This is a genomic window from Mesonia maritima (assembly GCF_042433895.1).
Taxonomy (GTDB): Bacteria; Bacteroidota; Bacteroidia; order Flavobacteriales; family Flavobacteriaceae; genus Mesonia; species Mesonia maritima.
On the sequence record NZ_JBHLUA010000008.1, the window covers coordinates 1 to 25,981 of the forward strand.

The window sequence follows — 25,981 nt, forward strand, 5'->3', positions numbered from 1 at the left end:
GCAGCCGAGAGAGTTCAAAGCCAACTTTACCTTGAAAAGGTAACCGATAAATTAAATAGAAACTAAAAGAGAAAACCCCTTGCTAAAAAAAGCAAGGGGTTTTTAATGAATGATGATAAATAAAATAATTATTTAAACATATCCATTCCAGGGATATTTGGCATTCCTTTTTTTGCTGCTGCGCCAAGTTCAGCTTCATTCATATCAGAAGCTTTTTTAATTGCTTTATTTAATGTTAACACTAAATAATCTTCTAATTGTTCTTTATCTTCAAGCAATTCTTCAGCAACTTCAATATTTTTTATTTCACGATTTCCGGTAATGGTTACTTTTAGCAATCCGTCGTTAGATTGTTCTTGCATTGTAACGGTATCGAGGCGTTTTTTGGTTTCTTCAACTTTTTCTTGTGCCTCTTTTAATTTGTTCATCATATCTCCAAACATAGCTTTTTGATTTTAAGTTCGTCGCAAAGTTAATACTTAAAATTAAAAGGAAAGTTTACGCGATAATCCAGATTTAAAAACTTCACTTTGTCTTCAAATTTAATCTTTTACCTGTTCTAAAAATTAGTAAGTTTTTTTTGAAGATAGTTTACTTCTTCTTTCCTAATGAAACTTTACCTTTGCAGCGTTTCAAATAAATATAGTATGCAAGTTATCAAGCAAGAAATACTTCCGCCGAAGGCAGAAAAAATAGCAAAAGAATTAACGATTCACGGTGATACGAGAATTGATAATTATTTTTGGTTGAATGATCGTGAAAATCCTAAAGTAATTGAATATTTAAAGGAGGAAAACGATTATAATGAAAAAATGACCGCGCATACCAAGCAATTTCAGCATAAATTGTTTGAAGAAATGAAAGCGAGAATAAAAGAAGACGATACTTCGGTTCCTTATAAATTGAATGGTTACTGGTATTATGTACGTTTTGAAACCGGTAAAAATTATCCTATTTACGCTCGAAAAAAAGAAAGCCTTGAAGCGGAAGAGCAAATTTTATTTGACTGCAATAAAATGGCAGAAGGACATTCTTATTTTAAATTAACAGGAATAAGCATTAGTCCCAATAATAAATTAGCTTCCTTTGGAATTGACACTGTAAGTAGAAGAAAATATACTATTCAGGTAAAAAATTTAGAAACCGGTGAAATTCTTCCTACAAAAATTGAAACGACCACCGGAAGTTCTACCTGGGCAAACGATAATAAAACACTTTTCTACACCCGAAAAGACGAAAAAACGTTACGTTCAGATAAAATTTATCAGCATATTTTAGGTGAAGATCCCTCAAAAGATATGTTGGTTTATCACGAAAAAGATGAAACTTTTAATGCGTACGTTTATAAATCTAAATCTCGAAAATATATAATTATCGGCTCGAGCAGTACGATGAGCGATGAATATAGAATTTTAGACGCCGATCATCCTCGAGAAGAATTTAAACTTTTTCAAAAACGCGAACGGGGTGTGGAATATGGAATTGCACATTACAAACATCACTTTTACGTACTTACCAATAAAGATGGCGCGACGAATTTTAAATTGATGAAAACGCCGGTTGAAAATACTACATCTAATAATTGGGAAGAAGTTATTCCGCATCAAAAAGATGTACTCATTGAAGATGTCGATATTTTTGAACATTATTTAGTACTTACTGAACGTTTTCAAGGGTTAAACCGAATTAGAATTATGCGTTGGGATGAGCAAGAAGATTATTATTTGCCTTTCGATAATGAAACCTATACCGCTTATACCGGAAACAATCCTGATTTTGAGACTGATATTTTACGCTACGGCTACAATTCGTTAACTACGCCGGCTTCGGTTATCGATTTTAATATGAAAACCAAAGAGAGTGAGGTTAGAAAAGAACAAACCGTAGAAGATCCAACATTTCAAAAAGAAAATTACATATCAGAACGTATTTGGGCAACTGCCGAAGATGGTACAAAAATTCCAATATCGTTAGTTTATAAAAAAGGATTAGAAAAAAGTGGAAATAATCCAGTATTACAATACGCTTACGGAAGTTATGGTCATACAACAGATCCATCGTTTTCAACTTCTCGACTTAGTTTATTAAACCGCGGATTCATTTTTGCAATTTCTCATGTTCGTGGTGGAGAATATTTAGGAAGAAATTGGTATGAAGATGGAAAATTGCTTCAGAAAAAAAATACGTTTACCGATTTTATAGATTGCAGTAAATTTTTAATTCAAGAAAAATATACTTCTGCAAAACATTTATACGCTTTTGGTGGTTCTGCCGGTGGAATGCTTATGGGGGGAATTTTAAATATGGCGCCACAACTTTATAATGGGGTGATTGCCGCAGTCCCTTTTGTGGATGTGGTTACAACAATGTTAGACGATAGCATTCCCTTAACTACCGGAGAATATGATGAATGGGGAAATCCGAATAATAGAGAATATTATGAGTATATGAAGTCATATTCACCGTATGATAATGTAATTGCCCAAGATTACCCAAATATTTTGGTAACTACCGGTTTTCATGATTCTCAAGTGCAATATTGGGAACCGGCAAAATGGGTTGCAAAATTAAGAGAATTAAAAACCGATAAAAATATTTTACTTTTTCATACGAATATGGAAGCAGGGCACGGCGGCGCTTCAGGAAGATTTGAAGCTTTAAAAGAAGTAGCCGAAGATTATGCATTTTTCTTAGACTTAGAAGGAATAAGTGAATAATTAAAAAAAATAATGTAAATTTGCCTTGTTTGTACAAATGTTTAGTAGAAACTTTTTCGCCAAACATTTATAGGTTAACATGAACATCAATTTATGAGAGAAGACTTACAGGTTTACAACAATGTATTACAACTCATAGGGGATACGCCATTAATCAAGTTGAACCATATAACTGAGAACTTCAAAGGTGATTATTATGCGAAAGTAGAAGCATTTAATCCCGGACATTCAACTAAAGATCGAATCGCTTTATATATTATTGAAGAAGCTGAACGGAAAGGGATTTTAAAACCCGGCGATACTATTATTGAAACTACTTCTGGGAATACCGGTTTTAGTATAGCAATGGTAAGTGTAATTAAAGGTTACGATTGCATTTTAGCGGTAAGTTCTAAATCTTCCGGTGATAAAATCGATATGTTACGTACAATGGGCGCAAAAGTTTATGTTTGCCCTGCGCACGTTTCGGCAGACGATCCACGTTCGTATTATCAAGTTGCTAAACGTTTACATCAAGAAATTAAAGGCTCTGTATATATAAATCAGTATTTTAATGAATTAAATATTGATGCGCATTACAAAACTACAGGACCAGAAATTTGGAAACAAACCGAAGGAAAAATCACCCATTTAATTGCTTGTAGTGGTACCGGCGGAACAATTTCAGGAACAGCAAGATTTTTAAAAGAACAAAATCCTGATGTAAAAGTAATTGGAATTGATGCGTATGGTTCAGTTTTAAAAAAATACCACGAAACAAAAGAATTAGATCCTGATGAAATTTATCCTTATCGAATTGAAGGACTCGGGAAAAATTTAATTCCTACAGCCACAGATTTTGATATCATCGATAAATTTGTAAAAGTTTCAGATGAAGCTAGCGCGCATACAGCACGAAATATAGCTAGAACCGAAGGACTTTTTGTAGGTTATACCAGCGGAGCCGCTTTTCAAGGTGTAAAACAACTTGTAGAAGAAGGTGAGTTTGATGAAGATAGCAAAGTTGTAATCATATTTCCAGATCACGGGTCGCGTTATATGAGTAAAATTTACAGTGACGATTGGATGCACGAACAAGGTTTTTCAGACAGTGAAAATAATGTTGGTGCAGAAAAAATTGAATATATAAAATAGCTTTCGAGCTATTCGTTTTAAAAGCATCCTAAACTTAGGATGCTTTTTGCTGTTTTATAGCGAAAAAAAAGTTAATAAATAACCAATCACAGAGAGTTTGCAGAAATTTCATACTTTTGCCACTTGGTTATAAAACATAATCTTATGAGAGATCTATTTGAAAAAATATACAAAGACAAAGGACCATTAGGAAAGTGGGCAGCTCAAGCAGAAGGCTATTTTGTATTTCCTAAACTGGAAGGTGAAATTAGTAACCGAATGAAATTCCGTGGAAAAGAAGTAATTACTTGGAGTGTAAACGATTATTTAGGTTTAGCCAATCACCCGGAAGTAAGAAAAGTTGATGCAGAAGCAGGTGCAAAATACGGTTCGGCTTATCCGATGGGAGCTCGAATGATGAGTGGTCACACAGATTTACACGAAAAGCTTCAAGATGAATTAGCAGAATTTGTAAACAAAGACGCAGCTTATTTATTAAATTTCGGTTATCAAGGAATGGTTTCTACAATCGATGCCTTAGTTGGTAAAGATGATGTTATTGTATATGATGTAGATGCTCACGCGTGTATTATTGATGGAGTACGTTTACATTTAGGAAAACGTTTCACCTATAAACACAACGATGTAAAAAGTATTGAAAAAAATCTTGATCGCGCAACTAAAATTGCCGAACAAACCGGCGGCGGAATTCTTTTAATTTCTGAAGGAGTTTTCGGAATGCGCGGAGAACAAGGAAAACTTAAAGAAATCGTTGCATTAAAAGAAAAATATAATTTCCGTTTATTTGTAGATGATGCACACGGTTTTGGAACATTAGGAAAAACAGGAGCAGGAGCAGGAGAGGAGCAAGGCGTTCAAGATGATATCGATGTTTATTTTGCAACTTTTGCTAAATCTATGGCAAGTACCGGAGCTTTTATAGCGGGAGATCAAGAAGTCATTGATTATTTAAAATATAATTTGCGCTCACAAATGTTTGCAAAATCATTGCAAATGCAATTAGTAGAAGGCGCATTAAAACGTTTAGATATGTTGCGCACTATGCCAGAGTTAAAAGAAAAACTTTGGGAAAATGTAAACGCATTGCAAAACGGATTAAAAAGTCGTGGGTTCGATATTGGAACAACCCAAAGTTGTGTAACACCAGTTTATTTAAAAGGTAGTATTCCTGAAGCGATGGCACTGGTAAAAGATTTAAGAGAAAATCACGGGGTTTTCTGTTCTATTGTGGTTTATCCTGTAATTCCTAAAGGATTAATTTTACTAAGAATGATACCTACAGCTTCGCATACTTTAGAAGATGTTGAACAAACACTTGAAGCATTTTCGGCTATTAGAGAGCGTCTTGAAAGTGGTGTTTATAAAAGAATGTCCGCTGGAGTTTCAGCAGCAGTAAAAGAATAAACTAATTTTCAGATTAAAACAAGAAAATTTAAAATAATAAAAAACCGATAGAAAAATCTATCGGTTTTTTATTAAGCAAAGAATTATTTCCAATTAAGTAAACGAGAAAAATTTTAATCCTCATTCATTGTTCCATCTGGATTTACAAGTTCGCTATTTCGCTTTTCTTTCTTCTCTTTTTTATCCTTTTTATTATCTTCCATAATTATTTCATCTTCGGTATGCATATCTAAACGATATGAAATTCCGAGCGTAACTTCCCAACGTGAAGGCGTATCTTTAAAATTCATCATCGCGGAAGCATCTAACTGTAAATCTTTGGTAAATAAATAAGCACCACCAATTCTAGCAAAATCATCACTATAAATATCACTTTTTATTATTTGAACTTCCCCAAAAACAGAAACTTGGTTGTTAATTCCGTGAGTCATTGTAAAAATACCCATATAGGTAGGAAAATCTGAAGTGAATTTATCGCCTATAAAATTCATTACAAAAACCCATTTTCCCCAATTATTTTGCGTGTAAACGCCAAGTTGTGGACTAATACTTGATTCATTTGGAACCATATATGGATTGTCTCCAAATAGCAAATTCGCTCCTGCATAAACTGAAACTGCCGGGATTAAATCTCCCCAATTAAAACTATTGTTGGCTTTCCAACTATATAAATTTGGCTTTTCTAAATAATCTTTTTTATACGGATCGTACACTAAGTATTTTACGCCTAAAGTGTTGCTTTCGAAATTACTGAATTTGTATTCTCTTTCGGCTCCGCCAATAATTTGCTTTTCAGTTGAACTTAAATAGGTTCCTTTTAAACTTACTTCTAACTGTTCCATAAAAATACCATAACGTACTTCATAATCAATCCCGAATCGGTTAGTGTCAGTTTCAAGTAAAGAATGATCGTCGTTTCCAAGTTTTGCGCCGGTTTCAAATTGTAATACTTGATTTCCTACCGCGAATGCTCCAGTAGAATTTCCAGGTCGGTTAGAATTAATCGTTTCTGTGTATTGTGCTGAAGCTAGAAAGCTTGAAAGAAATAGAATAACAGGTAAGATTTGTTTTCGCATAGAAAGATTTTTACTCAAATATAGCTGAATTTTTATATTTTTTGAACTTAACTATCTTTTAAAGCGTAGTATTTAATAATTTTGCACAAAAAGAAGAATCATGCAAGAGGCATCTTTTATTGGTTTTGTGAAAACCATTTTAATAATATTACTAATTTATTTTGCTGTAAAAATTATTTTTAAATGGTTTGGGCCACAGATTATGCGATATATTTTTAAAAAAGTGGGTCAACGTGTTTCTAGAAATTTTCAGCAACAACAGCAAGATTTTAGAAAGCAACATCAGCAAAAAGAAGAGTTTACCATAGATCGCGATCCTAAAAAAAATAAGAAATCAAATAAAAATGTAGGTGAGTATATCGATTACGAAGAAATTGATTAATTTTCATCACTATTCAAACGTTAGGCTGCATGACTTATAATTTTAAAAGGTTAATTCCTCATTTTTTAGTTCTTCTTGGTTTTATCATAATTGCGTTATTTTATTTTCATCCGGTGCTTCAGGGAAAAGTAATTTATCAAAGCGATATTGTGCAATATACCGGAATGGCGAAACAGCAAAATGATTTTAGAGCTGAAAATGATGCAGAACCTTATTGGACAGATGCTGCGTTTGGCGGAATGCCAACCTATCAATTAGGAGCAAATTATCCACATAATTACATAAAACAATTAGATAGAACGCTACGTTTTTTACCTCGTCCGGCAGATTATTTATTTCTCTATTTCATTGGACTTTATATTTTACTGTTGTGTCTAAAAGTAGATTATAAACTCGCTTTTTTAGGAGCCTTAGCTTTCGGTTTTTCAACTTATTTAATAATTTTATTAGGAGTTGGGCATAATTCAAAAGCACATGCCATTGCCTATATGCCGGTAGTTTTAGCCGGAATAATTTTATGCTTCCGTAAAAAATATATTGGCGGCGGTTTATTGTTAGCGTTAGGAATGGCTTTAGAAATTAGCGCAAATCACTTCCAGATGACGTATTATCTTTTATTATTAGTAATCGTTTTAGGATTTGTTTATTTCATCGATTTTTTCAAGAAAAAGAAACTTCCACAGTTTTTTTCAGCCTTAGGAGTTATGGCAGTTGCTGTAATTTTGGCAATTGGCGCAAACGCCACAAATTTACTAGCTACACAAGAATACACGCAATTTAGTACCCGCGGGAAAAGCGAAATTAGCATAAATCCGGATGGAACACCGGATGCATCTCAAAAAGCTGGTTTAGATTACGATTATATAACCGAATACAGTTATGGCGGCTGGGAAACATTTAATCTTTTTATCCCACGTTTTATGGGTGGTTCAAGTTCAGAAGAACTCTCAACAGAATCAGCATCCTATAATTATTTACTTAATTTAGGCGCCACACCGCAACAAGCAAAAAGTTTTACTGAAGGAGCGCCAACCTATTGGGGAGAGCAAACCTATATTGGTGCACCGGCTTATATTGGTGCGAGTGTAATTTTCCTTTTTGTATTCGCTTTATTTCTTGTTCGCGGAAAATTAAAATGGTGGGTTGTCGGCGGTTCAATTTTAGCATTATTCCTTTCGTTGGGTGATAACTTCTCAGGACTAACCAAATTTTTTATTGAAAATGTTCCTCTTTATAACAAATTTAGAGCAGTTTCTTCTATTCAGGTAATTATAGAATTATGTGTTCCTATATTAGCGGTTGTTGGTTTAGCAAAATTATTTCAATCCAGGATTGAAAATGATGCGAAAAAAAATGCGTTAAAATGGGCGACAATAATTGCCGGCGGTTTAAGCGTATTTTTCCTTTTAATGAAATCTGTACTGTTCGACTTTTCTACCGATAGCGATCGGATGTTTATCGAGCAACTTGGTCCGGATTTTATTAACGCGCTTATTGAAGATCGTAAAGCCATGTTTACCACAGATGCTATTAGAAGTTTAGTATTTGTTTTACTTATTGCAAGCTTAATTTGGTTTTATCTGAAAAATAAATTATCCCATAATCTAGTAATTGCCGGTGTCGCTCTTTTAATTTTAGTTGATTTAATTGCGGTTGATAAGCGTTATGTAAATGAAGAAGATTTTGTGAGTAAACGTCAAATGGAAGAACCATTCCAAATGACAGCTACAGATCAAGAAATTTTACAAGACGAGGGTCATTATCGTGTGTTAGATCTTTCGGGAAGTCCGTTAAATTCGGCGAGAGCATCTTATTTTCATAATTCTTTGGGCGGTTATCACGCGGCAAAACCTAAGCGAATTCAGCAGTTATTCGATTTTCATATTTATAAAGGAAATAAAGAAGTGCTGAATATGCTGAATACAAAATATTCCATTCATTCCAACCAAGGAAAAGTGATGATGCAAGAAAATTTTGAAGCGAATGGAAATGCGTGGTTTGTAGAAAATATTAAAATTGTAGAAAATGCAAATGATGAAATTCTAGCGCTCGATAGTTTAAATACCAAGAAAACTGCAATTGTTCAGCAAGAATTTGAAGAATTTATTGTGAAGAAAAAATTTGCAGCAGATTCTTCAGCAACTATTCAATTAGAATCTTATCAACCTAATAAACTTACTTATTCTTACAAAACTGAAAATGATCGGGTAGCGGTATTTTCTGAAATTTATTATCCTGGAGGTTGGGTAGCGCGTGTAGACGGAAAAGAAATTCCGCATTTTAGAGCCGATTTTGTTTTACGCGCAGCACTTTTACCGGCAGGAAATCATGAGTTAACATTCTCTTTTGAACCTGCGGTAATCCAAACCGGAAGTATGCTAAGTTTAATTAGCTGTATAATTTTGCTAATTTTATTAATCTTAGGAATTTTATACAAGCTAAAGCAGCGAAAAGCTTAATATGCAAAAGGTTCTTATTATAACATATTATTGGCCTCCTGCTGGAGGACCGGGCGTTCAGCGTTGGTTGAAATTTGCGACGCATTTAAAGAATTTCAATATTGAACCTATTTTATATGTTCCCGAAAATCCGCATTATCCTATTCAAGATAAATCGTTGCTCGATGAAATTCCGAAGGATATAAAAATTTTAAAAAAGCCGATTGCCGAACCTTATCGATTTGCGAAAATTTTTTCAAAGAAAAAAACCGAACGTATCAGCAGCGGAATTATCGATAAGAAAAAATCGAATAGTTTACTGCAAAACGCGTTGTTATTTGTTAGAGGAAATTTTTTTATTCCCGATGCCAGAAAATATTGGGTAAAACCTTCGGTAGAATTTTTGAAAAATTATCTTGAAGAAAATAATGTTTCTACAGTAATTACTACCGGTCCACCACATAGTTTACATTTAATCGGTTTAAAATTAAAAGAAAATTCATCTTTAAAATGGATTGCAGATTTTCGCGATCCGTGGACGAGTATTGGTTATCATAAAGAATTAAAACTGACAAAATTTGCTGAAAAAAAACACGTGCAATTAGAAAAAGAAGTACTCACAAAAGCGTCGCATATTCTTACCACGAGTTTTAAAACAAAGCAAGAATTTGCTACAATAACGCAAAAACCAATTACGGTTATTACAAACGGATTTGAGCAAAAAAAGCATGAAAAAATTCCCTTAGATGAAAAATTTACGGTTTCCCATATCGGTTCGCTTTTAGCGGAAAGAAATCCTATAAATTTATGGAAAGCTTTAGCAGAATTGGTTCAGGAAAATAGAGATTTTAAGGAACATTTTCAATTACAACTTATCGGAAAGGTGAGTGGAGAAGTAGTGCAAAGCATTAAAAATGAAGGTTTACAAGATTTTTTATTGAATAGAGGTTATGTTTCGCATAGAAAAGCAATTGAATACCAACGAAAATCACAAGTACTTTTATTAATTGAAATCGATAAAAAAGAAACCGAAGCGATTATTCCTGGAAAATTATTTGAATATTTAGCGACAAATCGACCAATAATCGCAATTGGTCCAAAAAATTGGGATGTCAAAAAAATTCTTGCAGATGTTCGTGTTTCCATACCATTTTTATATCTAGAAAAAGAGAAAATAAAATCACAAATTCTCAAATATTTTAAAGCTTTTCAAGAAAATTCATTAAAAGAAAATCCTGTGGGACTTGAAAAATATACCCGAAAAGCCTTAACCGAAAAACTTTCAGAAGTTATTAAAAAAACAGCAAAATAATTATGGGCGTTGTTTTAAACCAATCGTTTAAAAATATGATGACAACCTATTTTGGGTTTGTGATTGGTGCTATAAATGTTTTGTTTCTTTATCCACATTTCTTATCGCCAGAATATTACGGTTTGGTCACATTTTTACTTTCTGCCAGCACATTAATTTGGCCAATAATGGGTTTAGGCGTTCACAATACGATTGTGAAATTTTACAGTTCATATAAAACGGAATCAGATCAGCATAAATTATTGACTTTCGCTTTAATTTTTCCTTTATTTATAGGAATTGTTTTAGGGATTTTTGGCTTCGTTTTTTATGAAGCAATTTTGGCTTATTTCAATAAAAATGAATTGGTTCAACCGTATGTTTGGTTAATTTTTGTAGTCGCTATTACCATTGCTTATTTTGAAGTATTTTTCGCTTGGGGAAAATTAAAATTTAAAAGTGTGTTCGGTAATTTTATGCGAGAAGTTTTTCATCGCGTTTGCATTACTATTTTATTAGCGCTAGTATATTTTGATTATTTAAGTGTTGAAGAATTTATTTATTCTTTAGTATTTGTCTATTTAGCTCGAACGCTTGTAATTATGGTTTACGCGTTTAAATTGCTTCCGCCAACGTTGGATTTTCGACTTCCGCATAATAAAAGTTCAATTTTTAAATATTCCTTTTTAATCTTTATAGCTGGAACGGTTGCTACAGCCTTGCTGGATTTAGATAAAGTAATGATTGAACATTATTTGCCGATTGAAAATGTTTCGGTTTACGGAATCGCGGTTTATGTAGCTTCTGTTATTGCGGTGCCTTCTCGAGCGATGCAACAAATTTTACATCCGATTACAGCTTCTTTATTGAATAATAAACAACGCGTTGAACTGGATAAAATGTATAAAAAAAGTTCTGTTACGTTGTTGGTTGTAAGTGGATTAATTTTTACTTTAATTATTACCAACATTAATAGTTTATATTATTTAATGCCCGATGAATATGAGATTGAAGTCAGTATTTTATTATTACTCTGCGGAATTAAATTGTTCGATAACCTATTGGGAAACAGCAATAGCATTTTATTAAATTCAGATTACTATCGCTTAATTTTAGTACTGGGAATAGCGGTATTATTGGTCGCTTTTATCTTGAATTTATGGTTAATTCCGGTTCTTGGTTTGTTAGGAGCCGCGATTGCGAGTTTTACAGCGTTTTTTCTTTACGATAGTTTTAAATTGGTGATTGTCTATCAAAAATTAAATTTGCATCCTTTTACGCTGAAAACATTTCAAGTAATGATTTTAATCACCTTGCTTAGTTTTATCTTTTATTACCTAGAGTTTAATCTTCCACCTTTGGTCAGCATTATTTTAAAATCAAGCCTTATTTCAATTATATATTTAGCGGTGACGTATTTTCTTAATTTTTCTAATGACATTACCGAAACCATCAATAAATATCTAAAAAAACAAACTCCTTGACACTAAAACCAAGGAGTTTGAAAAAACTAACCAAAACTATTGCTTTACCTTCTGGTTGAAGTCGCACTACTTCGTCCGGAAGATCTACTAGATGTACGAGAATTGTAACTAGTTGGTTTTCTATTTCTTGTATTATTTTCTGAAGTCGTTTCAGAAGTTCTATTTCTCGTTGAAGAATTATTTTCAGAAGCTGAAGAATTTCTAGTCGCACGAGGTAGCGTTCTAGTGGTACTTAACGGTCTTTCATTATTTCTGGAAAGCTCTCTCGTATTAGTAGTAGATCGCGTAGTTGAAACTCTTTGAGAACGCGAGTTTGAACTTACATTAGAGTTTATTGCACGTTTGCTACTTGTTCGCGTACCACGAGTATAAGAAGTAACTCGAGCTGAAGGTCTTAAAAAATCATCGTAATTCGATCTGTTCCGATAAGAACTGCTACGGTAATTATTATACGAAATTCTTCTCGGTTCATAATAACTTCTATAAGGTCTTGTATAAACTACACAACGCGTTGGGACTGGTTTTACATAAAATTGATGCCAAGGTCGCGCTACGTAATATCTGTTATAAGGATTTATATAACCTCTAAAGTGAACAAAACTTCCGTAAGAATTATATTGAATAAAAAGTCCGCCAACGCGTGCAAGTCTTCCAAATCGATTATAGAATAAATGTGTATTTCCGATCTGAATTACACGCCCGTAATAATCATAAAAAACAGGTGTATTTTCAATTTGTACTACCGCGCCAAAATCGTCATATTGTATAAATGGATTATAATTATAACCCGCATTATAACTAATATTTACTGAAGGAGTTTGCACATCAACTCGTAAAGGTTGCGCAGGTAAATAATAAAAATCGAATTGACCGTCTGGATAAACAGCAAATTCAATATTACTTTCCGTAAAAATTATAGCGTTAGAATAATTATAGACTGCATTTTCATCTTCAGCTGCTTTTGTTGCAGAAGAAGCAAAAACAAAAATGCTCAGGAAAACAATTAGCTTTTTCATAATTATAGGTTTTTTCATAATTACTTAAAATGTTTTCAAAACATGTGCCAAAAAAATATTTTTTGTATATTTGAAAATAAGCTCTAATCAAAAAAATAAAATATTCAGAGGAAATAATTTGTAAATTAGACAAAAATTGAAGCTTTTACATCTCGATCGATTATCGAGTAAAACAGAAAACCCCTAGAAATTAATCTAAGGGCTTTCCAACTAACCAACCAAAAAATTAATTATCACTCATCGCAAAAGCAATTTTTGATAATCAATTTATAAGTTACAACTACTGTGCCAATTACATTAGATAATTGGTGATTGTTGGTATTATGAGAGTTTTTCTTTTAAATACTTGGCAGTATACGATTTTTTGTTTTTTGCTACTTCTTCCGGTGTTCCAGTAGCGATTAAATTTCCACCTTTATTTCCGCCTTCTAAACCGAGATCAATTACATAATCGGCGCATTTTACCAACTCCATATTATGTTCAATCACAATTACAGAATGGCCTTTTTCTAACAACGCATTAAAAGAAGCTAATAATTTCTGAATATCGTGAAAATGTAATCCGGTAGTTGGTTCATCAAAAATAAATAGCGCTTTGTCTTTTGTTGTTCCTTTTCCTAAGAAAGAAGCTAACTTAATACGTTGCGCTTCACCGCCAGAAAGAGTAGAGGAGCTTTGCCCTAAAGTTACATAACCCAAACCCACATCTAATAAGGGTTGTAATTTCCGTTTTATCTTGGTTTCAGAATGTTGTTTAAAAAAGTCAATAGCATCGGCAATTGTCAGGCTTAACACATCAAAAATTGATTTACCTTCAAATTTAATTTCTAAAACTTCATCTTTAAAACGTCGCCCTTTACAAACATCGCATTCTAAATGTACATCTGCCATAAATTGCATTTCAATGGTTACTTCACCTTCACCTTTACAATTTTCACATCTTCCGCCATCTACATTAAAACTGAAATGTTTCGCTTTATAGCCGCGTACTTTTGCCAATTTTTGACTAGCGAATAAGTTTCTAATTTCATCGTAAGCTTTAATATATGTTACGGGATTTGAACGAGAAGATCTTCCAATTGGGTTTTGATCTACAAATTCTATATTTTTTGTGTTGCTGAATTTCCCTTCAATTTTACTTACTTGTCCTAGTTTTTCACCGTAACCGCCGGTTTCTTTTAAAATAGCCGGATAGAGAATTCGTTTAACCAAAGTACTTTTACCGCTACCGGAAACACCGGTAACCGCCGTGAAAACGCCTAATGGAAAACGAACATCAATATTTTTTAAATTGTGTTCTCGAGCGCCAATAATATCGATATAATATTTATGTTCTCTTCTTTTTTTAGGAACTTCAATTTTTAATTCTTCATTTAAATATTTAGCCGTTAGCGAAGAAGATTTTAGAATTTGTTTGTAGGTTCCAGTAGCCACAACTTTACCGCCGTTGGTTCCGGCTTCAGGACCAATATCGATAATTTCATCGGCGGCTTTCATAATATCTTCATCGTGTTCTACTACAATTACTGTATTTCCTAAATCTCGTAAATTTTTTAAAACTTCAATTAAACGTTCGGTATCACGCGGATGCAAACCAATACTGGGTTCATCTAAAATATACATAGAACCGACTAAACTACTTCCTAATGAAGTTGCGAGATTTATCCGTTGCGATTCTCCCCCCGAAAGTGTATTCGATTTTCGGTTAAGCGTTAAATAATTTAAACCGACATTCATTAAAAAATGTAGCCGACTATTAATTTCTTTTAAAATTCTTTTGGCAATTTTTTGGTCGTGTTCAGATAAGGTGATGTTTTTAAAAATTTCTACAACTTCATCGAGTGGTTTTTCTACCAAATCGGTAATTGAAAAATTATCTACTTTTACGTAATCGGCTTCCGCTCTTAGGCGTTTTCCGTTGCAAACCCTACATTTTGTTTTTCCGCGATAGCGCGAAAGCATTACACGATTCTGAATTTTATAGGCTTTTGCTTCTAAATGATCAAAAAAACTGGTTAAACCTTCAAAATATTTATTTCCGGTCCACAGTAATTTTTTATGTTCTGCGCTTAATTCAAAATAAGGTTTGTGAACAGGAAAATCGAATTTATGCGAATTATTCACTAATTGATCGCGATACCAACTCATACTTTCGCCACGCCAAGGGAAAATAGCGTTTTCGTAAATCGAAAGCCCGGTATTTGGGATTATGAGATCTTCATCTAAACCAATTACATCACCGTAACCTTCACATTTTGGACAAGCGCCGTAAGGATTATTAAAGCTGAATAAATGAATGTTTGGCTCGTTAAACGTGATTCCGTCTAACTCAAATTTATTACTGAATTGTCTCGTAGAATTTGAAGAAAGCGATTGAATAAAAAGTTCTCCTTTACCTTCGTAAAACGCAGATTGAATGGCATCTGCTAATCGATTATAAAAATCTTCATCGTCTTTTTTAATAACACGATCTACCACCAACATCACTTCTTTTGGCTTCAATTCCGATAAATCGGTTTCATCGATTCGTAAAACCTCATCTTTTACCAAAATTCTACTAAACCCTTGTTGCTGTAAAATTTTTATTTTCTCTTCAATACTTCTTCCGTTTTCAGTAAAAATAGGAGCGAGGAGAAGCAGTTTTTCACGTTCTTCAAAGGTTTTAATGTAATTAATAACATCGGTAACCGTGTCTTTTTTTACTTCATTTCCCGAAATGGGTGAATAGGTTTTCCCAATTCTGGCAAATAATAATTTTAGGTAATCATAAATTTCAGTTGAAGTTCCTACCGTAGAACGCGGGTTAGTAGAATTTACTTTTTGTTCGATTGCTATTGCGGGTGCAATTCCTTTAATATAATCTACTTTCGGTTTATCTAATCGTCCTAAAAATTGGCGCGCGTAAGAAGATAAACTTTCTACGTAACGGCGTTGACCTTCCGCATAAAGGGTATCAAAAGCTAAGCTGGATTTACCCGAACCCGACAAACCGGTTATTACCACCAATTTATTTCGAGGAATTACAACATTTATATCTTTTAAATTGTGGAGTTTGGCTCCTTTAATTATAATATTTTTTCTAGGATCTACCGTTGAAATATCTACTGCCATTTTTCTTGAATCTAAGCGGCAAAGATAACTATTCTAAACCGGTGAGAAAAGCAAAGAATTGACAGCTTAAATGTTAAATTATTTAACTTATTTGTTAATTTGAGTTCTATTTTGTTATATTTACCCAAATAAATACTAAAAAATCTAAATAGCCTATACCGAACAATTACTTTATTATTGATTAAATTTTATTGTTAACCCCTTCTGAACCAATTTTTTGGTAAAGGATTATTAATTAAAGTAATTGTTATGGAAAAAAGTAAGACGACGACAGACGCGGCTTTAGTGAGAAGCTATATAGATGGTAATGAAGATGCACTTTCCAAATTAATAAATCGTCACCAGCAACGCATTTATAATTTTATATTTTCTAAAGTCTTTGATCGAGACATTACAGAAGATATTTTTCAAGATACATTTATAAAAGTTATTCGAACCTTAAAAAAGGGAAAGTATAACGAAGAAGGAAAATTTTTACCGTGGGTTATGCGAATTGCCCATAATTTGGTGATCGATCATTTTAGAAAAAATAACCGAATGCCAAAATTTGAAGGTAAAGGCGATTTTAATATTTTTTCGGTATTACAAGATGATAAATTAAATGCTGAAAAAATAATGGTGAAAGATCAAATAGAAAACGATGTTAGAAATTTGATTAAAGAATTACCAGAAGATCAAAAAGAAGTATTAATGATGCGCATTTATAAAGAAATGAGTTTTAAAGAAATCTCTGAACGTACCGGCGTGAGTATTAATACCGCTTTGGGAAGAATGCGTTACGCGTTAATTAATCTACGTAAAGTAATTGAAAAACATAATATAGTTTTGACCAACTAATACAATACAATGAGTTTTTTGTCGTTATTAAAATAATACAAACAGAAAACTCAGTTATGGCAAAACTTTACTTAAACCAATCACCCAAAAAAAAGGTGGAAAATTTAGGACCTCGAAAAGAAACAGTTTCGTTTCTTCTCAATTATTCAAAAGCTTTAAACGTAGTCGAATCGAAGAGTAAACACATATTTGAAACAATCCTTAACTAAACTTTGAAGAAACCTGGGCAAAATTTTTAGCTCGGGTTTCTTTTTTTAAATTAGTTATTTCTATTAAATTCTTCAATTTTAAAGTGTTTTTATCTGAATTATTTCTTTTTATAAGCATTTAATACGCTTTTTCTACCAATTGTCTTGGTAATGATATCATTCTCTAATTTCCAGCCTCTTGCAGGAGAATATTCTCTTCCGTACCAAATAATTTGCAAGTGCAATTTGTTCCATAATTCTTTCGGGAATAATCGTTTCGCATCTTTTTCAGTTTGTGATACACTTTTTCCATTCGATAAATTCCATCGATACATTAAACGGTGAATATGCGTGTCTACCGGAAAAGCGGGAACATTAAATGCTTGCGACATTACCACGCTAGCCGTTTTATGACCAACCGCCGGGAACGATTCTAAAGCTTCAAAACTCGCGGGAACTTCACCCTTATATTTTTCAAGAATAATTTTTGATAAACCGTGAATCCCTTTCGATTTCATAGGCGATAAGCCAACAGGTTTAATAATTTCCCGAATTTCTTCCACCGAAAGTTTTACCATTTCTTGTGGTGTACTTGCTTTTTCAAAAAGTAAAGGCGTGATTTGATTCACTTTAACATCGGTACTTTGTGCAGAAAGTAAAACAGCGATAAGTAATGTATACGGATCTTTATGATCTAACGGAATAGGAATTTCCGGATAAATTTCATTTAACGTATTTATAACAAATTCTACTTTTTCCTGTTTGGTCATTTTACTTATTTTTAAACAAAAATAACATTTATGACGACATTAAAAGAAGGCGATAAAGCTCCAAATTTTTCAGCGAAAGATCAAGATGGAAATGTACACGAATTAAAAGATTATAAAGGAAAAAAATTAGTTGTCTTTTTCTATCCAAAAGCCAGTACGCCGGGTTGTACGGCAGAAGCTTGTAATTTGCGCGATAATTGGGAAACTTTTCAAGAAAAAGGATATGCCATTTTGGGAGTTAGTGCAGATTCGCCAAAACGCCAACAGAATTTTAAAAATAAATATGAATTACCATTTCCTTTATTGGCAGATGAGGACAAAGAAGTAATTAATGCTTTTGGCGTTTGGGGACCAAAAAAGTTTATGGGAAAAGAATACGATGGAATTCACCGTACAACTTTTATTATTGATGAAGATGGTAAAATTGAAGAAGTAATTTCAAAAGTAAAAACCAAAGCCCACGCAGAACAAATTCTGTAATTAATTTTTATAGAATTCAAAAGCTTCATAAATAAGTTTTTCAGAAACTTTGCAGTCTATTTGTGGTGTTCCTATTTGATGAAGAAGTACAAAATTCACATTTCCGTGACTATTTTTTTTATCAAAAACAAGAAGCTCGCAAATAGACTGTATTTCTTTTGACGTAAAATCTACTTTCTTAAAAGTTTGTAGAATAACCGATTTTATTTCTTCCGCTTTATCTTCGGGTAGATTTAAAATTTTTGAGGAAAGATAACTTTCTAAAATCAGCCCGATAGCAATCGCTTCGCCGTGTAAAAGTGTTTCTCTTTCTTCAGAATTTAAAGAATACGATTCTATTGCGTGACCTAACGTATGACCGAAATTTAAAATTTTTCTATTTCCGTTTTCGTGTTGATCTTCTTCAACTACCGAAGTTTTTATTTCTACGGAATGATAAATTAATTTTTCTAAATCGGTTAAATTTAGCTGAGAAAGATCTGATAATTTTTCCCAATAATTCTCATCGCAAATCAAGCCGTGTTTAAGCATTTCAGCTAAGCCACTTTTTAAATGATTTTGTGGTAAAGTTGCTAAATATGAAACATCAATGAGCGTTACCACAGGATCTTGAAAAACGCCAATTTGGTTTTTTAGATTTCCTAAATCTACACCGGTTTTTCCGCCAACAGAAGCATCTACCATAGCGAGTAGGGAAGTGGGAATATTTATAAATTTAATTCCGCGTTTAAAAGTAGAAGCCACAAATCCGCCTAAATCGGTTACAACGCCGCCTCCAAGATTTATAAAAAGCGCTTTTCTATCGGCATTAAATTCGGTTAAAGTTTTCCAAACCCCTTGACAAGTTTCTATATTTTTATGTTCTTCGCCTGGTTCAATTTCAATAACTTCAATTGCTATTGAAGTAGAAATAAACTGTAAGAAAAAAGCTAAGCAATGTTCTTGCGTATTACTATCTGTTAAGATGAAAATTTTTGAAGGATTTATTTCTTCAATTACAACATTTAAGGTTACATAATTTTCTTGACCAAAATGTATAAAATTATTAACAGAAGTAAGTGATTTCATTAAAAGTTACGTTAAATCTTAATCGAAATTACGCAGAATAAATAAAATAATAGTAATTCAAAACTTATATTTACGCAAATTTTCAAAAACGAATATGGTAAGAAAAATTTTCAACAACACTAAACGTGCTTTTGCACTTAAAGACGATAAAGAATTAAAGCGCTCTCTTTTTATATTTAGTATGATGAACAGGCCTTCTTTAGTTGCCGTAGGAACACGAATGACTAATTTGGCTTTAAAAATGCACCTTCCGGTAGAAGGAATTATAAAAAAGACAATTTTTAAAATGTTTTGCGGTGGCGTTAGCCAGAAAGATTGTTTGCCAACGATTAAAAAAATGTACGATATGCATGTGCATAGTGTGCTCGATTTTTCTTCGGAAGGAAAAGAAGACGAATCTCAATTTGATTCAGCTTTAGAAACAAAACTAGATATTATTCGATTTGCAAAAGAGCGAAAAGAAATCCCATTTACGGTTTTTAAACCAACCGGTTTAGGAAGATTCGCCATTTGGGAAAAAGTTTCTAGCAATGAAGAATTATCTGAAAAAGAACAGCAAGAATGGGAACGTGTAAAAAAGCGTGTAGATACGGTTTGCTCGTTAGCTTCAGAATTAGGAACTAAACTTCTAGCAGATGCTGAAGAATCTTGGATGCAAGATGCGGCAGATAATCTTTTGGAAGAAATGATGGCAAAATATAATCAAGAGAAAGTTACAGTTTTTAATACTTTACAATGTTACCGTTGGGATAGACTTCAGTATATAAAAGATCTTCATAAACGAGCAAAAAATAAAGGCTTTAAAATTGGGGCCAAAATTGTTCGCGGAGCCTATATGGAAAAGGAAAATGCCAGAGCTGAAAAAATGGGTTATCCAACCCCAATTTGTGAAGATAAAGAAGCAACCGATGTAAACTTTAACGCGGTTCTTTATTATTCTATGCAACATTTAGATGATATTAATCTTTACATCGGGACGCATAATGAGGTAAGTACGTATTTAACGATGCAATTGATGGACGAGAAAGAAATTGATAAGCGCGATGATAGAATTTGGTTTAGTCAATTATTCGGAATGAGTGATCACATTACCTTCAATTTAGCGTTGAATAGTTATAACGCTGCAAAACTGGTTCCTTTTGGAGCAATTAGAGATGTAATTCCGTATTTAATTCGTAGAGCTCAAGAAAATTCTTCTGTAAAAGGACAAACCGGTCGTGAATTGGCTTTATTACGAGAAGAAAAACAACGTAGAGATGGACAGTTCACGAAGCGTATTTCGTAGAACTTCTTCTTCTTTTTTTGAAAATATTTAACTAATTAATCCCATTATAGCCTAATGGGATTAATTATTTTTAGCTGAAATAATTAATGATGAAAAAATACATTTCCTTATTTAAAAAAACCTACGAACAATGGATGCTGAACAATCCTTTTGAGCAAAGCGCGGTTATTGCTTATTATACATTTTTTTCGCTTCCTTCTTTGTTGGTTATTGTGGTTGCGATTGCAGGTTATTTTTTCGGTCAAGAAGATGTTCGGTATAAAATCACGAATGAAATAAATAGTTTAATAGGAAATGACACCGCAAAAGCAATTGAAGGAATGATAACCAACGCAATGGTAGAACAAGAATCTACTTTTGCAATTATTATGGGAATTGCCGTATTGTTATTTGGTGCAACGGGAGCTTTTTTTCAGTTAAAGAAAGCGATGAATAGAATTTGGAGTGTTCGCGTTAAAAAAGAATCGATAAAACGAATTTTACTGGATCGTGTAATTTCTTTCGGAATGATTTTAGTAATTGGGTTAATGTTACTTATTTCGCTGGTGCTTTCAGCATTAATAACTTATCTAAGTGAATATTTAGAACAATACGCGCCAGGCTTAACTTCAATAACTATTGAAATTTTAAATTTCCTTTTATCGTATGTTTTTATAGGCGCTTTATTCGCATCGGTTTTTAAACTTCTGCCAGATATTAATGTCCGTTGGAAAGTCACGTTGGTTGGTGCTTCTTTAACCACTTTATTATTTTTAATAGGAAAATATGCGCTGAGTTTTTATTTTGGGCAAAGCGAACCGACTTCGGTTTATGGCGGAGCTTCTTCCGTAGTTTTAATTTTATTGTGGGTTTTCTATACGTGTTTAATCATGTTTTTTGGCGCAGAATTTACCGTTCAATACGCGTTAATGAAAAATGAAGATATTTCTCCTAACCGATTTAGTGAACCTGCGATTTACCAAGAATTACAAGAAATTGAAGAGCGAAAAATTCATCTTCGAAAAAAGAAAAAAGACCTCGACAAATTAGCTAATAAAGCTGAAAAAGACTCTTAGTAAATGTTTAACGCTTTGTTACTAAGGTTTATAAATTCTTTAATACCATAAGAGCTGCTTCCATTGTATCTTCGAAAAAAAGAAAAAACTAAAAAAAATTGTTATGGAAAAGAAAATTGCTATTCTCGCAACAGATGGATTTGAAGAGAGCGAATTAAAATCGCCAAAAGAAGCGATGGAAAAAGAAGGATTTAAAGTTGAAATCGTCAGCTTAAAATCAGGAAAAATTAAAAGTTGGTCGGGCGGAAATTGGTCTGCTGAATATAATGTAGATAAAACTGTAGATCAAGTTAGCGCAAAACAATACAATGCGTTGGTTTTACCAGGCGGAGTTATTAATCCAGATAAATTACGAATTAACGAAGATGCTTTAGTATTTATTCGTGATTTCTTTAAACAAAGTAAACCGGTAGCTGCAATTTGCCACGGACCTTGGTCTTTAATTAATGCAGATGTAGTTAAAGGAAGAACAATGACTTCGTTTAAATCTATTAGAAAAGATCTGGAAAATGCCGGAGCACTTTGGGTAGATAAAGAAGTAGTGGTAGATGAAGCTTTTGTTACTAGCAGAAATCCTGATGATTTACCTGCTTTTAACGCTAAATTAATTGAAGAAATTAAAGAAGGCAAGCACGATTTACAACACGCCTAAAAATTAATTTTGATTTGTTGAAAAACCGATTAGTTTTATTAACTAATCGGTTTTTTTAATCTTTAAAGAAACGCTTAAAGCCTAAACGTTTCAGCATTTTTTTTTCGAAACTCCAGAAAAATTTAAATTGCCCAAAAAGAAATCCAAATAAAATTAGAAGAACTTGATAAAAAGGAAATATTAAAATTATTCTTATTAAATAATAGAGTAAACCTCCAAACCAAAAATCTTCTCCAAAATTTTCTCGGTTTAGATGAATTAATTCTAAAAATGGTTTTGCGACATATACTGAAGATGAACCGGTAATGGCAAACACAATAAAAATTATTACCAGTTGAAAATTAGAGGTAATTCCCCAGCGTTCTTTTAATTTTTTCATTAAAGCTTCTGATTGTATTTTTTCTGAAAAAAGAGAAAGTAATTGTAAAGCAAATAATTTACTTCATATCCATAATCAATATTTCTATCGTAATCGATTACTAACGGATACAAGTCACGATTATAAGCTGAACTTCTAGCTCGAACATTATATTCTGTAACGTATTGAATATTTTTTAATTCTAAATAAGTTTGCGAATAATGACCGCGTGGCGGCTGTGTAGCTAACCAACCCGTAAATCCGGTTTCAAAAATAATTACTTCATATTCTAAGCTATCGTTTGTAATTCTAATAGTATCGCTTTCAGTTTCTGAAATATTTTCAGCAGAAGAATTGTTTTTTCCTTTTTTTGAAGTAGCGCAATTGCATAGCAAAAAGCAACCGATAATAATGCTTATTAAATATCTCATAATTATTTTGTTAGGAAGAAGTTATGCGTTCAAAATCAATAATAAAACTATCAGGATATTTTGTGCTTACTTCTTCTTTCTTAAAATCTTCAGCAGCATTTCTGGTTTCAAACTTTCCGATAATTAACGTATAGACTTTCACGCCTTGCACATCTTTAACCTGAACGGTAATATCTTGTTGATAGCTGATTTTTAAATTATCGGCCAGGCGAATTAAATTAGCGACTTCTTGAAAACTTCCTATTTGAATTCCAAACCAATCGGGTTGAACCCTATTCACCGACATTTCATAAAACTCGTGCATTTTTTTTACTGATTTTTCACCTTCAGTATTTATAGTACTTTCTTCAGTTTTTTCATTTTCGGCTAAAGCTTCAGTTGAATTAAAAGTAGTTAAATCATCTTCTGGAGAACCAACAACTTCTAAAACTACATCGGTTACGCCATCTGCCATAAAATCAAGTTTTTTAGCGGCACTTTGCGATAAGTCTATAATTCGATTACTCACAAACGGACCTCTATCGTTTATTTCAACAACAATAGAGGTATCGTTTGCTAAATTGGTAACACGTATTTTTGTGCCAAATGGAAGATGCCTATGCGCGGCGGTTAATTCTTCATGGGAATATTTTTCACCACTTGCAGTTAATCTTCCTTCAAATTTATTAGAATAATAAGATGCTTTTCCTGTTTGTACTTGTGCTAAAGCAAAATGGCAACAAATTAGAAATATTAGTAAACTACTAAAAAGCTGTTTCATGCTTAATATTTTATAGGAGCGAATTCAGCAATAATTTGGTCTGCCAATTCTACACCAATTCTATCTTGTGCTTCGTTTGTGGCTCCGCCAATATGTGGAGAAAGCGATAATTTAGGATTCATTAAAATTTTAATTTCCGGCGAAGGTTCATTTTCAAAAACATCTAAACCGGCAAAAGCTAATTTTTTATTTTCAAGCGCTTCAATTAAAGCTTGTTCATCTACAACACCACCGCGAGCAGTATTTATAATTCCCGCGCCGTCTTTCATGATTTCAATTTCCTTTTTTCCGATAATGTAATCTTTTTGAGCAGGAACATGTAAGGTAACAAAATCAGCTTCTTTTAAAACTTCATTTACGGGTTGCGTTTTTACAGAAAGTGTAACTTCTTGTCCGTCAAAAAAGTTAAGGGTTACTTTCTTTTCTCCCATATTTTTATCGCTCGCAATTACTTTCATTCCTAAACCTAAAGCCATTTTAGCGACCTCGTTACCAATTCTTCCAAAACCGATAATTCCTAAGGTTTTTCCGCGAAGCTCGGTTCCTTTAGCATAACTTTTTTTAAGCTCTTTAAATTTAGAATCACCTTCTAATGGCATATCTCTGTTGGCGTTTTTTAGAAAACGAATGCTACTTAATAAATGCGCAAATACCAATTCTGCAACACTAGCTGAAGAAGCCGCTGGCGTATTGATAACTTTTACGCCTTTTTCTTTTGCATAATCTACATCGATATTATCTAAACCAACACCGCCTCTCCCGATCATTTTTAAATTAGGGCAAGCATCTATAATATTTTTTCTAATTTTTGTAGCGCTTCGAACCAGAATTACTTCAATATTTTTTTCATTTATATAATCTGCCAATTGATCTTGAGCAACTTTTGTTGTAATTACTTCAAAACCTTCTTTTTCGAGTTGTTGAATTCCTTTAGCTGAAATTCCGTCGTTTGCTAATATTTTCATTGGATAATTTTCTTAAGCTTGTGTTTCTAATTCTTTCATTACGGTAACCAAAATTTCTACACTTTCTAGCGGAAGTGCATTATACATAGAAGCTCTGTAACCGCCCACGCTTCGGTGACCATTAAGTCCGTTAATCCCTGCAGCTTTCCATAAATCGTTAAAAAGATCTTCTAATTTTGGTTCAGTTAACGTAAAAGTCGCATTCATAATAGAACGATCTTCCTTTTCTGCATAACCTTTAAAAAGTGGATTTCGGTCTATTTCATTATAAATTGTTTCCGCTTTTTTATTGTTTATTTTTTCAATTGCTTCAATTCCGCCAAGTTTTTTAAGCCAGCGCAAGGTTAACATAGAAACGTAAACCGCGTAAACCGATGGCGTGTTAAACATGCTATCTTTTTTAATATGAACTTGATAATCTAACATACTCGGAATTTGACGCTGAACTTTTCCTAAAATAGATTCTTTTACAATCACTAAAGTTGTTCCTGCAGGACCCATATTTTTTTGAGCTCCCGCATAAATTAAATCGAATTTTGAAAAGTCTAATTTTCTAGAAAAAATATCGCTACTCATATCGCAAACTAATGGAATAGGGGAGTTTGGAAATTCTTTCATTTGCGTACCAAAAATTGTATTGTTACTTGTGCAGTGAAAATAATCGGCATCACTTGGGATTGAATATCCTTTCGGGATGTAATTAAAATTCTTATCTGCCGAAGAAGCTACTTCATCAATTTCACCAAATAATTTAGCTTCTTTTATGGCTTTTGTAGACCACGTTCCCGTATTTAAATAGGCTGCTTTATTTTGTAATAAATTGTAAGCCGTCATTATAAATTGTGTACTTGCACCGCCTTGTAAAAAAAGTGCTTTGTAGCCTTTTCCTTCAAGCCCAAGTAATTCTAGAGAAAGTTTTTGCGCTTCGTCCATAACCGAAACAAAATCTTTACTTCGGTGCGAAATTTCTAAAATTGAAAGTCCAGAGTTATTAAAATTTAAAATTGCTTCGGAAGCTTCTTTAAATACAGTTTGCGGTAAAATACAAGGTCCGGCACTAAAATTATGTTTTTTCATAG

At 32.9% G+C, this 25,981-nt stretch carries 23 protein-coding genes; 12 read left to right on the plus strand and 11 right to left on the minus strand.

Annotation, left to right across the window (positions count from 1 at the left end; all coding sequences use genetic code 11):
• Positions 1–128: 128 nt before the first annotated feature.
• Positions 129–443, minus strand: coding sequence for a YbaB/EbfC family nucleoid-associated protein (locus tag ACFFGL_RS06120; protein ID WP_309730548.1), 315 nt, complete (start codon positions 441–443; stop codon positions 129–131).
• A gap of 204 nt (positions 444–647) precedes the next feature.
• Between ACFFGL_RS06120 and ACFFGL_RS06125 the strand changes: the two genes are divergently transcribed.
• From ACFFGL_RS06125 to ACFFGL_RS06135, 3 genes are all read left to right on the plus strand, one after another.
• Entirely contained in the window at positions 648–2,717 is a 2,070-nt protein-coding gene (locus tag ACFFGL_RS06125) for a S9 family peptidase (protein ID WP_309730544.1), read from the plus strand.
• Positions 2,718–2,810: 93 nt separating this feature from the next.
• Positions 2,811–3,851 carry a PLP-dependent cysteine synthase family protein gene (locus ACFFGL_RS06130; RefSeq protein WP_309730542.1) on the plus strand — a complete coding sequence of 347 codons (1,041 nt, stop codon included), beginning with the start codon at positions 2,811–2,813 and terminating at the stop codon, positions 3,849–3,851.
• Positions 3,852–3,995: 144 nt separating this feature from the next.
• Positions 3,996–5,255: an aminotransferase class I/II-fold pyridoxal phosphate-dependent enzyme gene (locus ACFFGL_RS06135; protein ID WP_309730539.1), complete on the plus strand. Its 1,260-nt coding sequence runs from the start codon at positions 3,996–3,998 to the stop codon at positions 5,253–5,255.
• A gap of 113 nt (positions 5,256–5,368) precedes the next feature.
• Here the strand turns inward: ACFFGL_RS06135 and ACFFGL_RS06140 are convergent, their stop codons facing one another.
• Positions 5,369–6,331 carry a transporter gene (locus ACFFGL_RS06140; protein ID WP_309730536.1) on the minus strand — a complete coding sequence of 321 codons (963 nt, stop codon included), beginning with the start codon at positions 6,329–6,331 and terminating at the stop codon, positions 5,369–5,371.
• Between the two features lie 100 nt (positions 6,332–6,431).
• Between ACFFGL_RS06140 and ACFFGL_RS06145 the strand changes: the two genes are divergently transcribed.
• The 4 genes from ACFFGL_RS06145 to ACFFGL_RS06160 are packed head-to-tail and all read left to right on the plus strand — an operon-like array spanning position 6,432 to position 11,926.
• Complete coding sequence (locus ACFFGL_RS06145; protein ID WP_309730533.1) at positions 6,432–6,713, plus strand: DUF4834 family protein; 282 nt, start codon at positions 6,432–6,434, stop codon at positions 6,711–6,713.
• A 29-nt stretch (positions 6,714–6,742) separates the two neighbouring features.
• A complete protein-coding gene (locus ACFFGL_RS06150; RefSeq protein ID WP_309730530.1) occupies positions 6,743–9,172 on the plus strand; it encodes a YfhO family protein in 2,430 nt (809 codons plus the stop codon).
• A gap of 1 nt (position 9,173) precedes the next feature.
• The gene (locus ACFFGL_RS06155; protein WP_309730527.1) at positions 9,174–10,463 is read left to right on the plus strand and encodes a glycosyltransferase family protein; all 1,290 of its coding nucleotides are present in this window, start codon (positions 9,174–9,176) and stop codon (positions 10,461–10,463) included.
• Between the two features lie 2 nt (positions 10,464–10,465).
• Complete coding sequence (locus ACFFGL_RS06160; protein WP_309730524.1) at positions 10,466–11,926, plus strand: oligosaccharide flippase family protein; 1,461 nt, start codon at positions 10,466–10,468, stop codon at positions 11,924–11,926.
• 44 nt (positions 11,927–11,970) lie between these two features.
• On the opposite strand, the gene ACFFGL_RS06165 is transcribed toward ACFFGL_RS06160, so the two are convergent.
• Entirely contained in the window at positions 11,971–12,942 is a 972-nt protein-coding gene (locus tag ACFFGL_RS06165) for a hypothetical protein (protein ID WP_309730521.1), read from the minus strand.
• A gap of 321 nt (positions 12,943–13,263) precedes the next feature.
• On the minus strand, positions 13,264–16,053 hold the full coding sequence (gene uvrA / locus ACFFGL_RS06170) for an excinuclease ABC subunit UvrA (RefSeq protein ID WP_309730518.1): 2,790 nt from the start codon (positions 16,051–16,053) through the stop codon (positions 13,264–13,266).
• A gap of 249 nt (positions 16,054–16,302) precedes the next feature.
• Here uvrA and ACFFGL_RS06175 point away from each other — a divergent pair, with 249 nt between their 5' ends.
• Complete coding sequence (locus tag ACFFGL_RS06175) at positions 16,303–16,890, plus strand: RNA polymerase sigma factor (protein WP_309730515.1); 588 nt, start codon at positions 16,303–16,305, stop codon at positions 16,888–16,890.
• A gap of 307 nt (positions 16,891–17,197) precedes the next feature.
• Here the strand turns inward: ACFFGL_RS06175 and ACFFGL_RS06180 are convergent, their stop codons facing one another.
• Entirely contained in the window at positions 17,198–17,848 is a 651-nt protein-coding gene (locus ACFFGL_RS06180; protein ID WP_309730512.1) for an endonuclease III domain-containing protein, read from the minus strand.
• A gap of 30 nt (positions 17,849–17,878) precedes the next feature.
• On the opposite strand from ACFFGL_RS06180, the gene bcp reads away from it, so the two are divergent.
• A complete protein-coding gene (bcp, locus tag ACFFGL_RS06185; protein WP_309730509.1) occupies positions 17,879–18,328 on the plus strand; it encodes a thioredoxin-dependent thiol peroxidase in 450 nt (149 codons plus the stop codon).
• Here bcp and aroB read toward each other — a convergent pair whose 3' ends face one another.
• Positions 18,329–19,396, minus strand: coding sequence for a 3-dehydroquinate synthase (gene aroB / locus ACFFGL_RS06190; RefSeq protein ID WP_309730506.1), 1,068 nt, complete (start codon positions 19,394–19,396; stop codon positions 18,329–18,331). It lies immediately after the preceding gene.
• A gap of 94 nt (positions 19,397–19,490) precedes the next feature.
• On the opposite strand from aroB, the gene ACFFGL_RS06195 reads away from it, so the two are divergent.
• From ACFFGL_RS06195 to ACFFGL_RS06205, 3 genes are all read left to right on the plus strand, one after another.
• On the plus strand, positions 19,491–20,681 hold the full coding sequence (locus ACFFGL_RS06195; RefSeq protein ID WP_309730504.1) for a proline dehydrogenase family protein: 1,191 nt from the start codon (positions 19,491–19,493) through the stop codon (positions 20,679–20,681).
• An 89-nt stretch (positions 20,682–20,770) separates the two neighbouring features.
• A complete protein-coding gene (locus tag ACFFGL_RS06200; protein ID WP_309730502.1) occupies positions 20,771–21,736 on the plus strand; it encodes a YihY/virulence factor BrkB family protein in 966 nt (321 codons plus the stop codon).
• A 103-nt stretch (positions 21,737–21,839) separates the two neighbouring features.
• On the plus strand, positions 21,840–22,388 hold the full coding sequence (locus ACFFGL_RS06205) for a type 1 glutamine amidotransferase domain-containing protein (protein ID WP_309730499.1): 549 nt from the start codon (positions 21,840–21,842) through the stop codon (positions 22,386–22,388).
• Between the two features lie 55 nt (positions 22,389–22,443).
• On the opposite strand, the gene ACFFGL_RS06210 is transcribed toward ACFFGL_RS06205, so the two are convergent.
• From ACFFGL_RS06210 to serC, 5 genes are read right to left on the minus strand one after another with little or no spacing between them, the layout of a single operon-like run.
• Entirely contained in the window at positions 22,444–22,767 is a 324-nt protein-coding gene (locus tag ACFFGL_RS06210) for a DUF6787 family protein (RefSeq protein WP_309730496.1), read from the minus strand.
• Positions 22,767–23,177, minus strand: coding sequence for a DUF6146 family protein (locus tag ACFFGL_RS06215; RefSeq protein WP_309730494.1), 411 nt, complete (start codon positions 23,175–23,177; stop codon positions 22,767–22,769). Before ACFFGL_RS06215 ends, ACFFGL_RS06210 begins: the two co-directional genes overlap by 1 nt.
• A 10-nt stretch (positions 23,178–23,187) precedes the next feature.
• Complete coding sequence (locus tag ACFFGL_RS06220; protein WP_309730491.1) at positions 23,188–23,937, minus strand: septal ring lytic transglycosylase RlpA family protein; 750 nt, start codon at positions 23,935–23,937, stop codon at positions 23,188–23,190.
• Positions 23,938–23,939: 2 nt separating this feature from the next.
• Positions 23,940–24,902 (minus strand): D-2-hydroxyacid dehydrogenase, encoded by a 963-nt coding sequence (locus tag ACFFGL_RS06225; RefSeq protein ID WP_309730488.1) that lies wholly within the window; start codon positions 24,900–24,902, stop codon positions 23,940–23,942.
• 12 nt (positions 24,903–24,914) lie between these two features.
• Positions 24,915–25,979, minus strand: a complete 1,065-nt coding sequence (gene serC / locus ACFFGL_RS06230; protein ID WP_309730484.1) for a 3-phosphoserine/phosphohydroxythreonine transaminase — start codon at positions 25,977–25,979, stop codon at positions 24,915–24,917.
• Positions 25,980–25,981: the final 2 nt, after the last annotated feature.

Excerpts from the sequence above, each read along its gene's own strand:
- ACFFGL_RS06180 (WP_309730512.1), bottom strand. The coding sequence starts at position 17,848 with ATGACCAAACAGGAAAAAGTAGAATTTGTTATAAATACGTTAAATGAA.
- bcp (WP_309730509.1), top strand. The coding sequence starts at position 17,879 with ATGACGACATTAAAAGAAGGCGATAAAGCTCCAAATTTTTCAGCGAAA.
- ACFFGL_RS06210 (WP_309730496.1), bottom strand. The coding sequence starts at position 22,767 with ATGAAAAAATTAAAAGAACGCTGGGGAATTACCTCTAATTTTCAACTG.
- ACFFGL_RS06120 (WP_309730548.1), bottom strand. The coding sequence starts at position 443 with ATGTTTGGAGATATGATGAACAAATTAAAAGAGGCACAAGAAAAAGTT.
- ACFFGL_RS06225 (WP_309730488.1), bottom strand. The coding sequence starts at position 24,902 with ATGAAAATATTAGCAAACGACGGAATTTCAGCTAAAGGAATTCAACAA.
- serC (WP_309730484.1), bottom strand. The coding sequence starts at position 25,979 with ATGAAAAAACATAATTTTAGTGCCGGACCTTGTATTTTACCGCAAACT.
- uvrA (WP_309730518.1), bottom strand. The coding sequence starts at position 16,053 with ATGGCAGTAGATATTTCAACGGTAGATCCTAGAAAAAATATTATAATT.
- ACFFGL_RS06150 (WP_309730530.1), top strand. The coding sequence starts at position 6,743 with ATGACTTATAATTTTAAAAGGTTAATTCCTCATTTTTTAGTTCTTCTT.
- ACFFGL_RS06200 (WP_309730502.1), top strand. The coding sequence starts at position 20,771 with ATGAAAAAATACATTTCCTTATTTAAAAAAACCTACGAACAATGGATG.
- ACFFGL_RS06205 (WP_309730499.1), top strand. The coding sequence starts at position 21,840 with ATGGAAAAGAAAATTGCTATTCTCGCAACAGATGGATTTGAAGAGAGC.
- ACFFGL_RS06175 (WP_309730515.1), top strand. The coding sequence starts at position 16,303 with ATGGAAAAAAGTAAGACGACGACAGACGCGGCTTTAGTGAGAAGCTAT.
- ACFFGL_RS06125 (WP_309730544.1), top strand. The coding sequence starts at position 648 with ATGCAAGTTATCAAGCAAGAAATACTTCCGCCGAAGGCAGAAAAAATA.
- aroB (WP_309730506.1), bottom strand. The coding sequence starts at position 19,396 with ATGAAATCACTTACTTCTGTTAATAATTTTATACATTTTGGTCAAGAA.
- ACFFGL_RS06140 (WP_309730536.1), bottom strand. The coding sequence starts at position 6,331 with ATGCGAAAACAAATCTTACCTGTTATTCTATTTCTTTCAAGCTTTCTA.
- ACFFGL_RS06135 (WP_309730539.1), top strand. The coding sequence starts at position 3,996 with ATGAGAGATCTATTTGAAAAAATATACAAAGACAAAGGACCATTAGGA.
- ACFFGL_RS06160 (WP_309730524.1), top strand. The coding sequence starts at position 10,466 with ATGGGCGTTGTTTTAAACCAATCGTTTAAAAATATGATGACAACCTAT.
- ACFFGL_RS06145 (WP_309730533.1), top strand. The coding sequence starts at position 6,432 with ATGCAAGAGGCATCTTTTATTGGTTTTGTGAAAACCATTTTAATAATA.
- ACFFGL_RS06165 (WP_309730521.1), bottom strand. The coding sequence starts at position 12,942 with ATGAAAAAGCTAATTGTTTTCCTGAGCATTTTTGTTTTTGCTTCTTCT.
- ACFFGL_RS06130 (WP_309730542.1), top strand. The coding sequence starts at position 2,811 with ATGAGAGAAGACTTACAGGTTTACAACAATGTATTACAACTCATAGGG.
- ACFFGL_RS06155 (WP_309730527.1), top strand. The coding sequence starts at position 9,174 with ATGCAAAAGGTTCTTATTATAACATATTATTGGCCTCCTGCTGGAGGA.
- ACFFGL_RS06220 (WP_309730491.1), bottom strand. The coding sequence starts at position 23,937 with ATGAAACAGCTTTTTAGTAGTTTACTAATATTTCTAATTTGTTGCCAT.
- ACFFGL_RS06215 (WP_309730494.1), bottom strand. The coding sequence starts at position 23,177 with ATGAGATATTTAATAAGCATTATTATCGGTTGCTTTTTGCTATGCAAT.
- ACFFGL_RS06195 (WP_309730504.1), top strand. The coding sequence starts at position 19,491 with ATGGTAAGAAAAATTTTCAACAACACTAAACGTGCTTTTGCACTTAAA.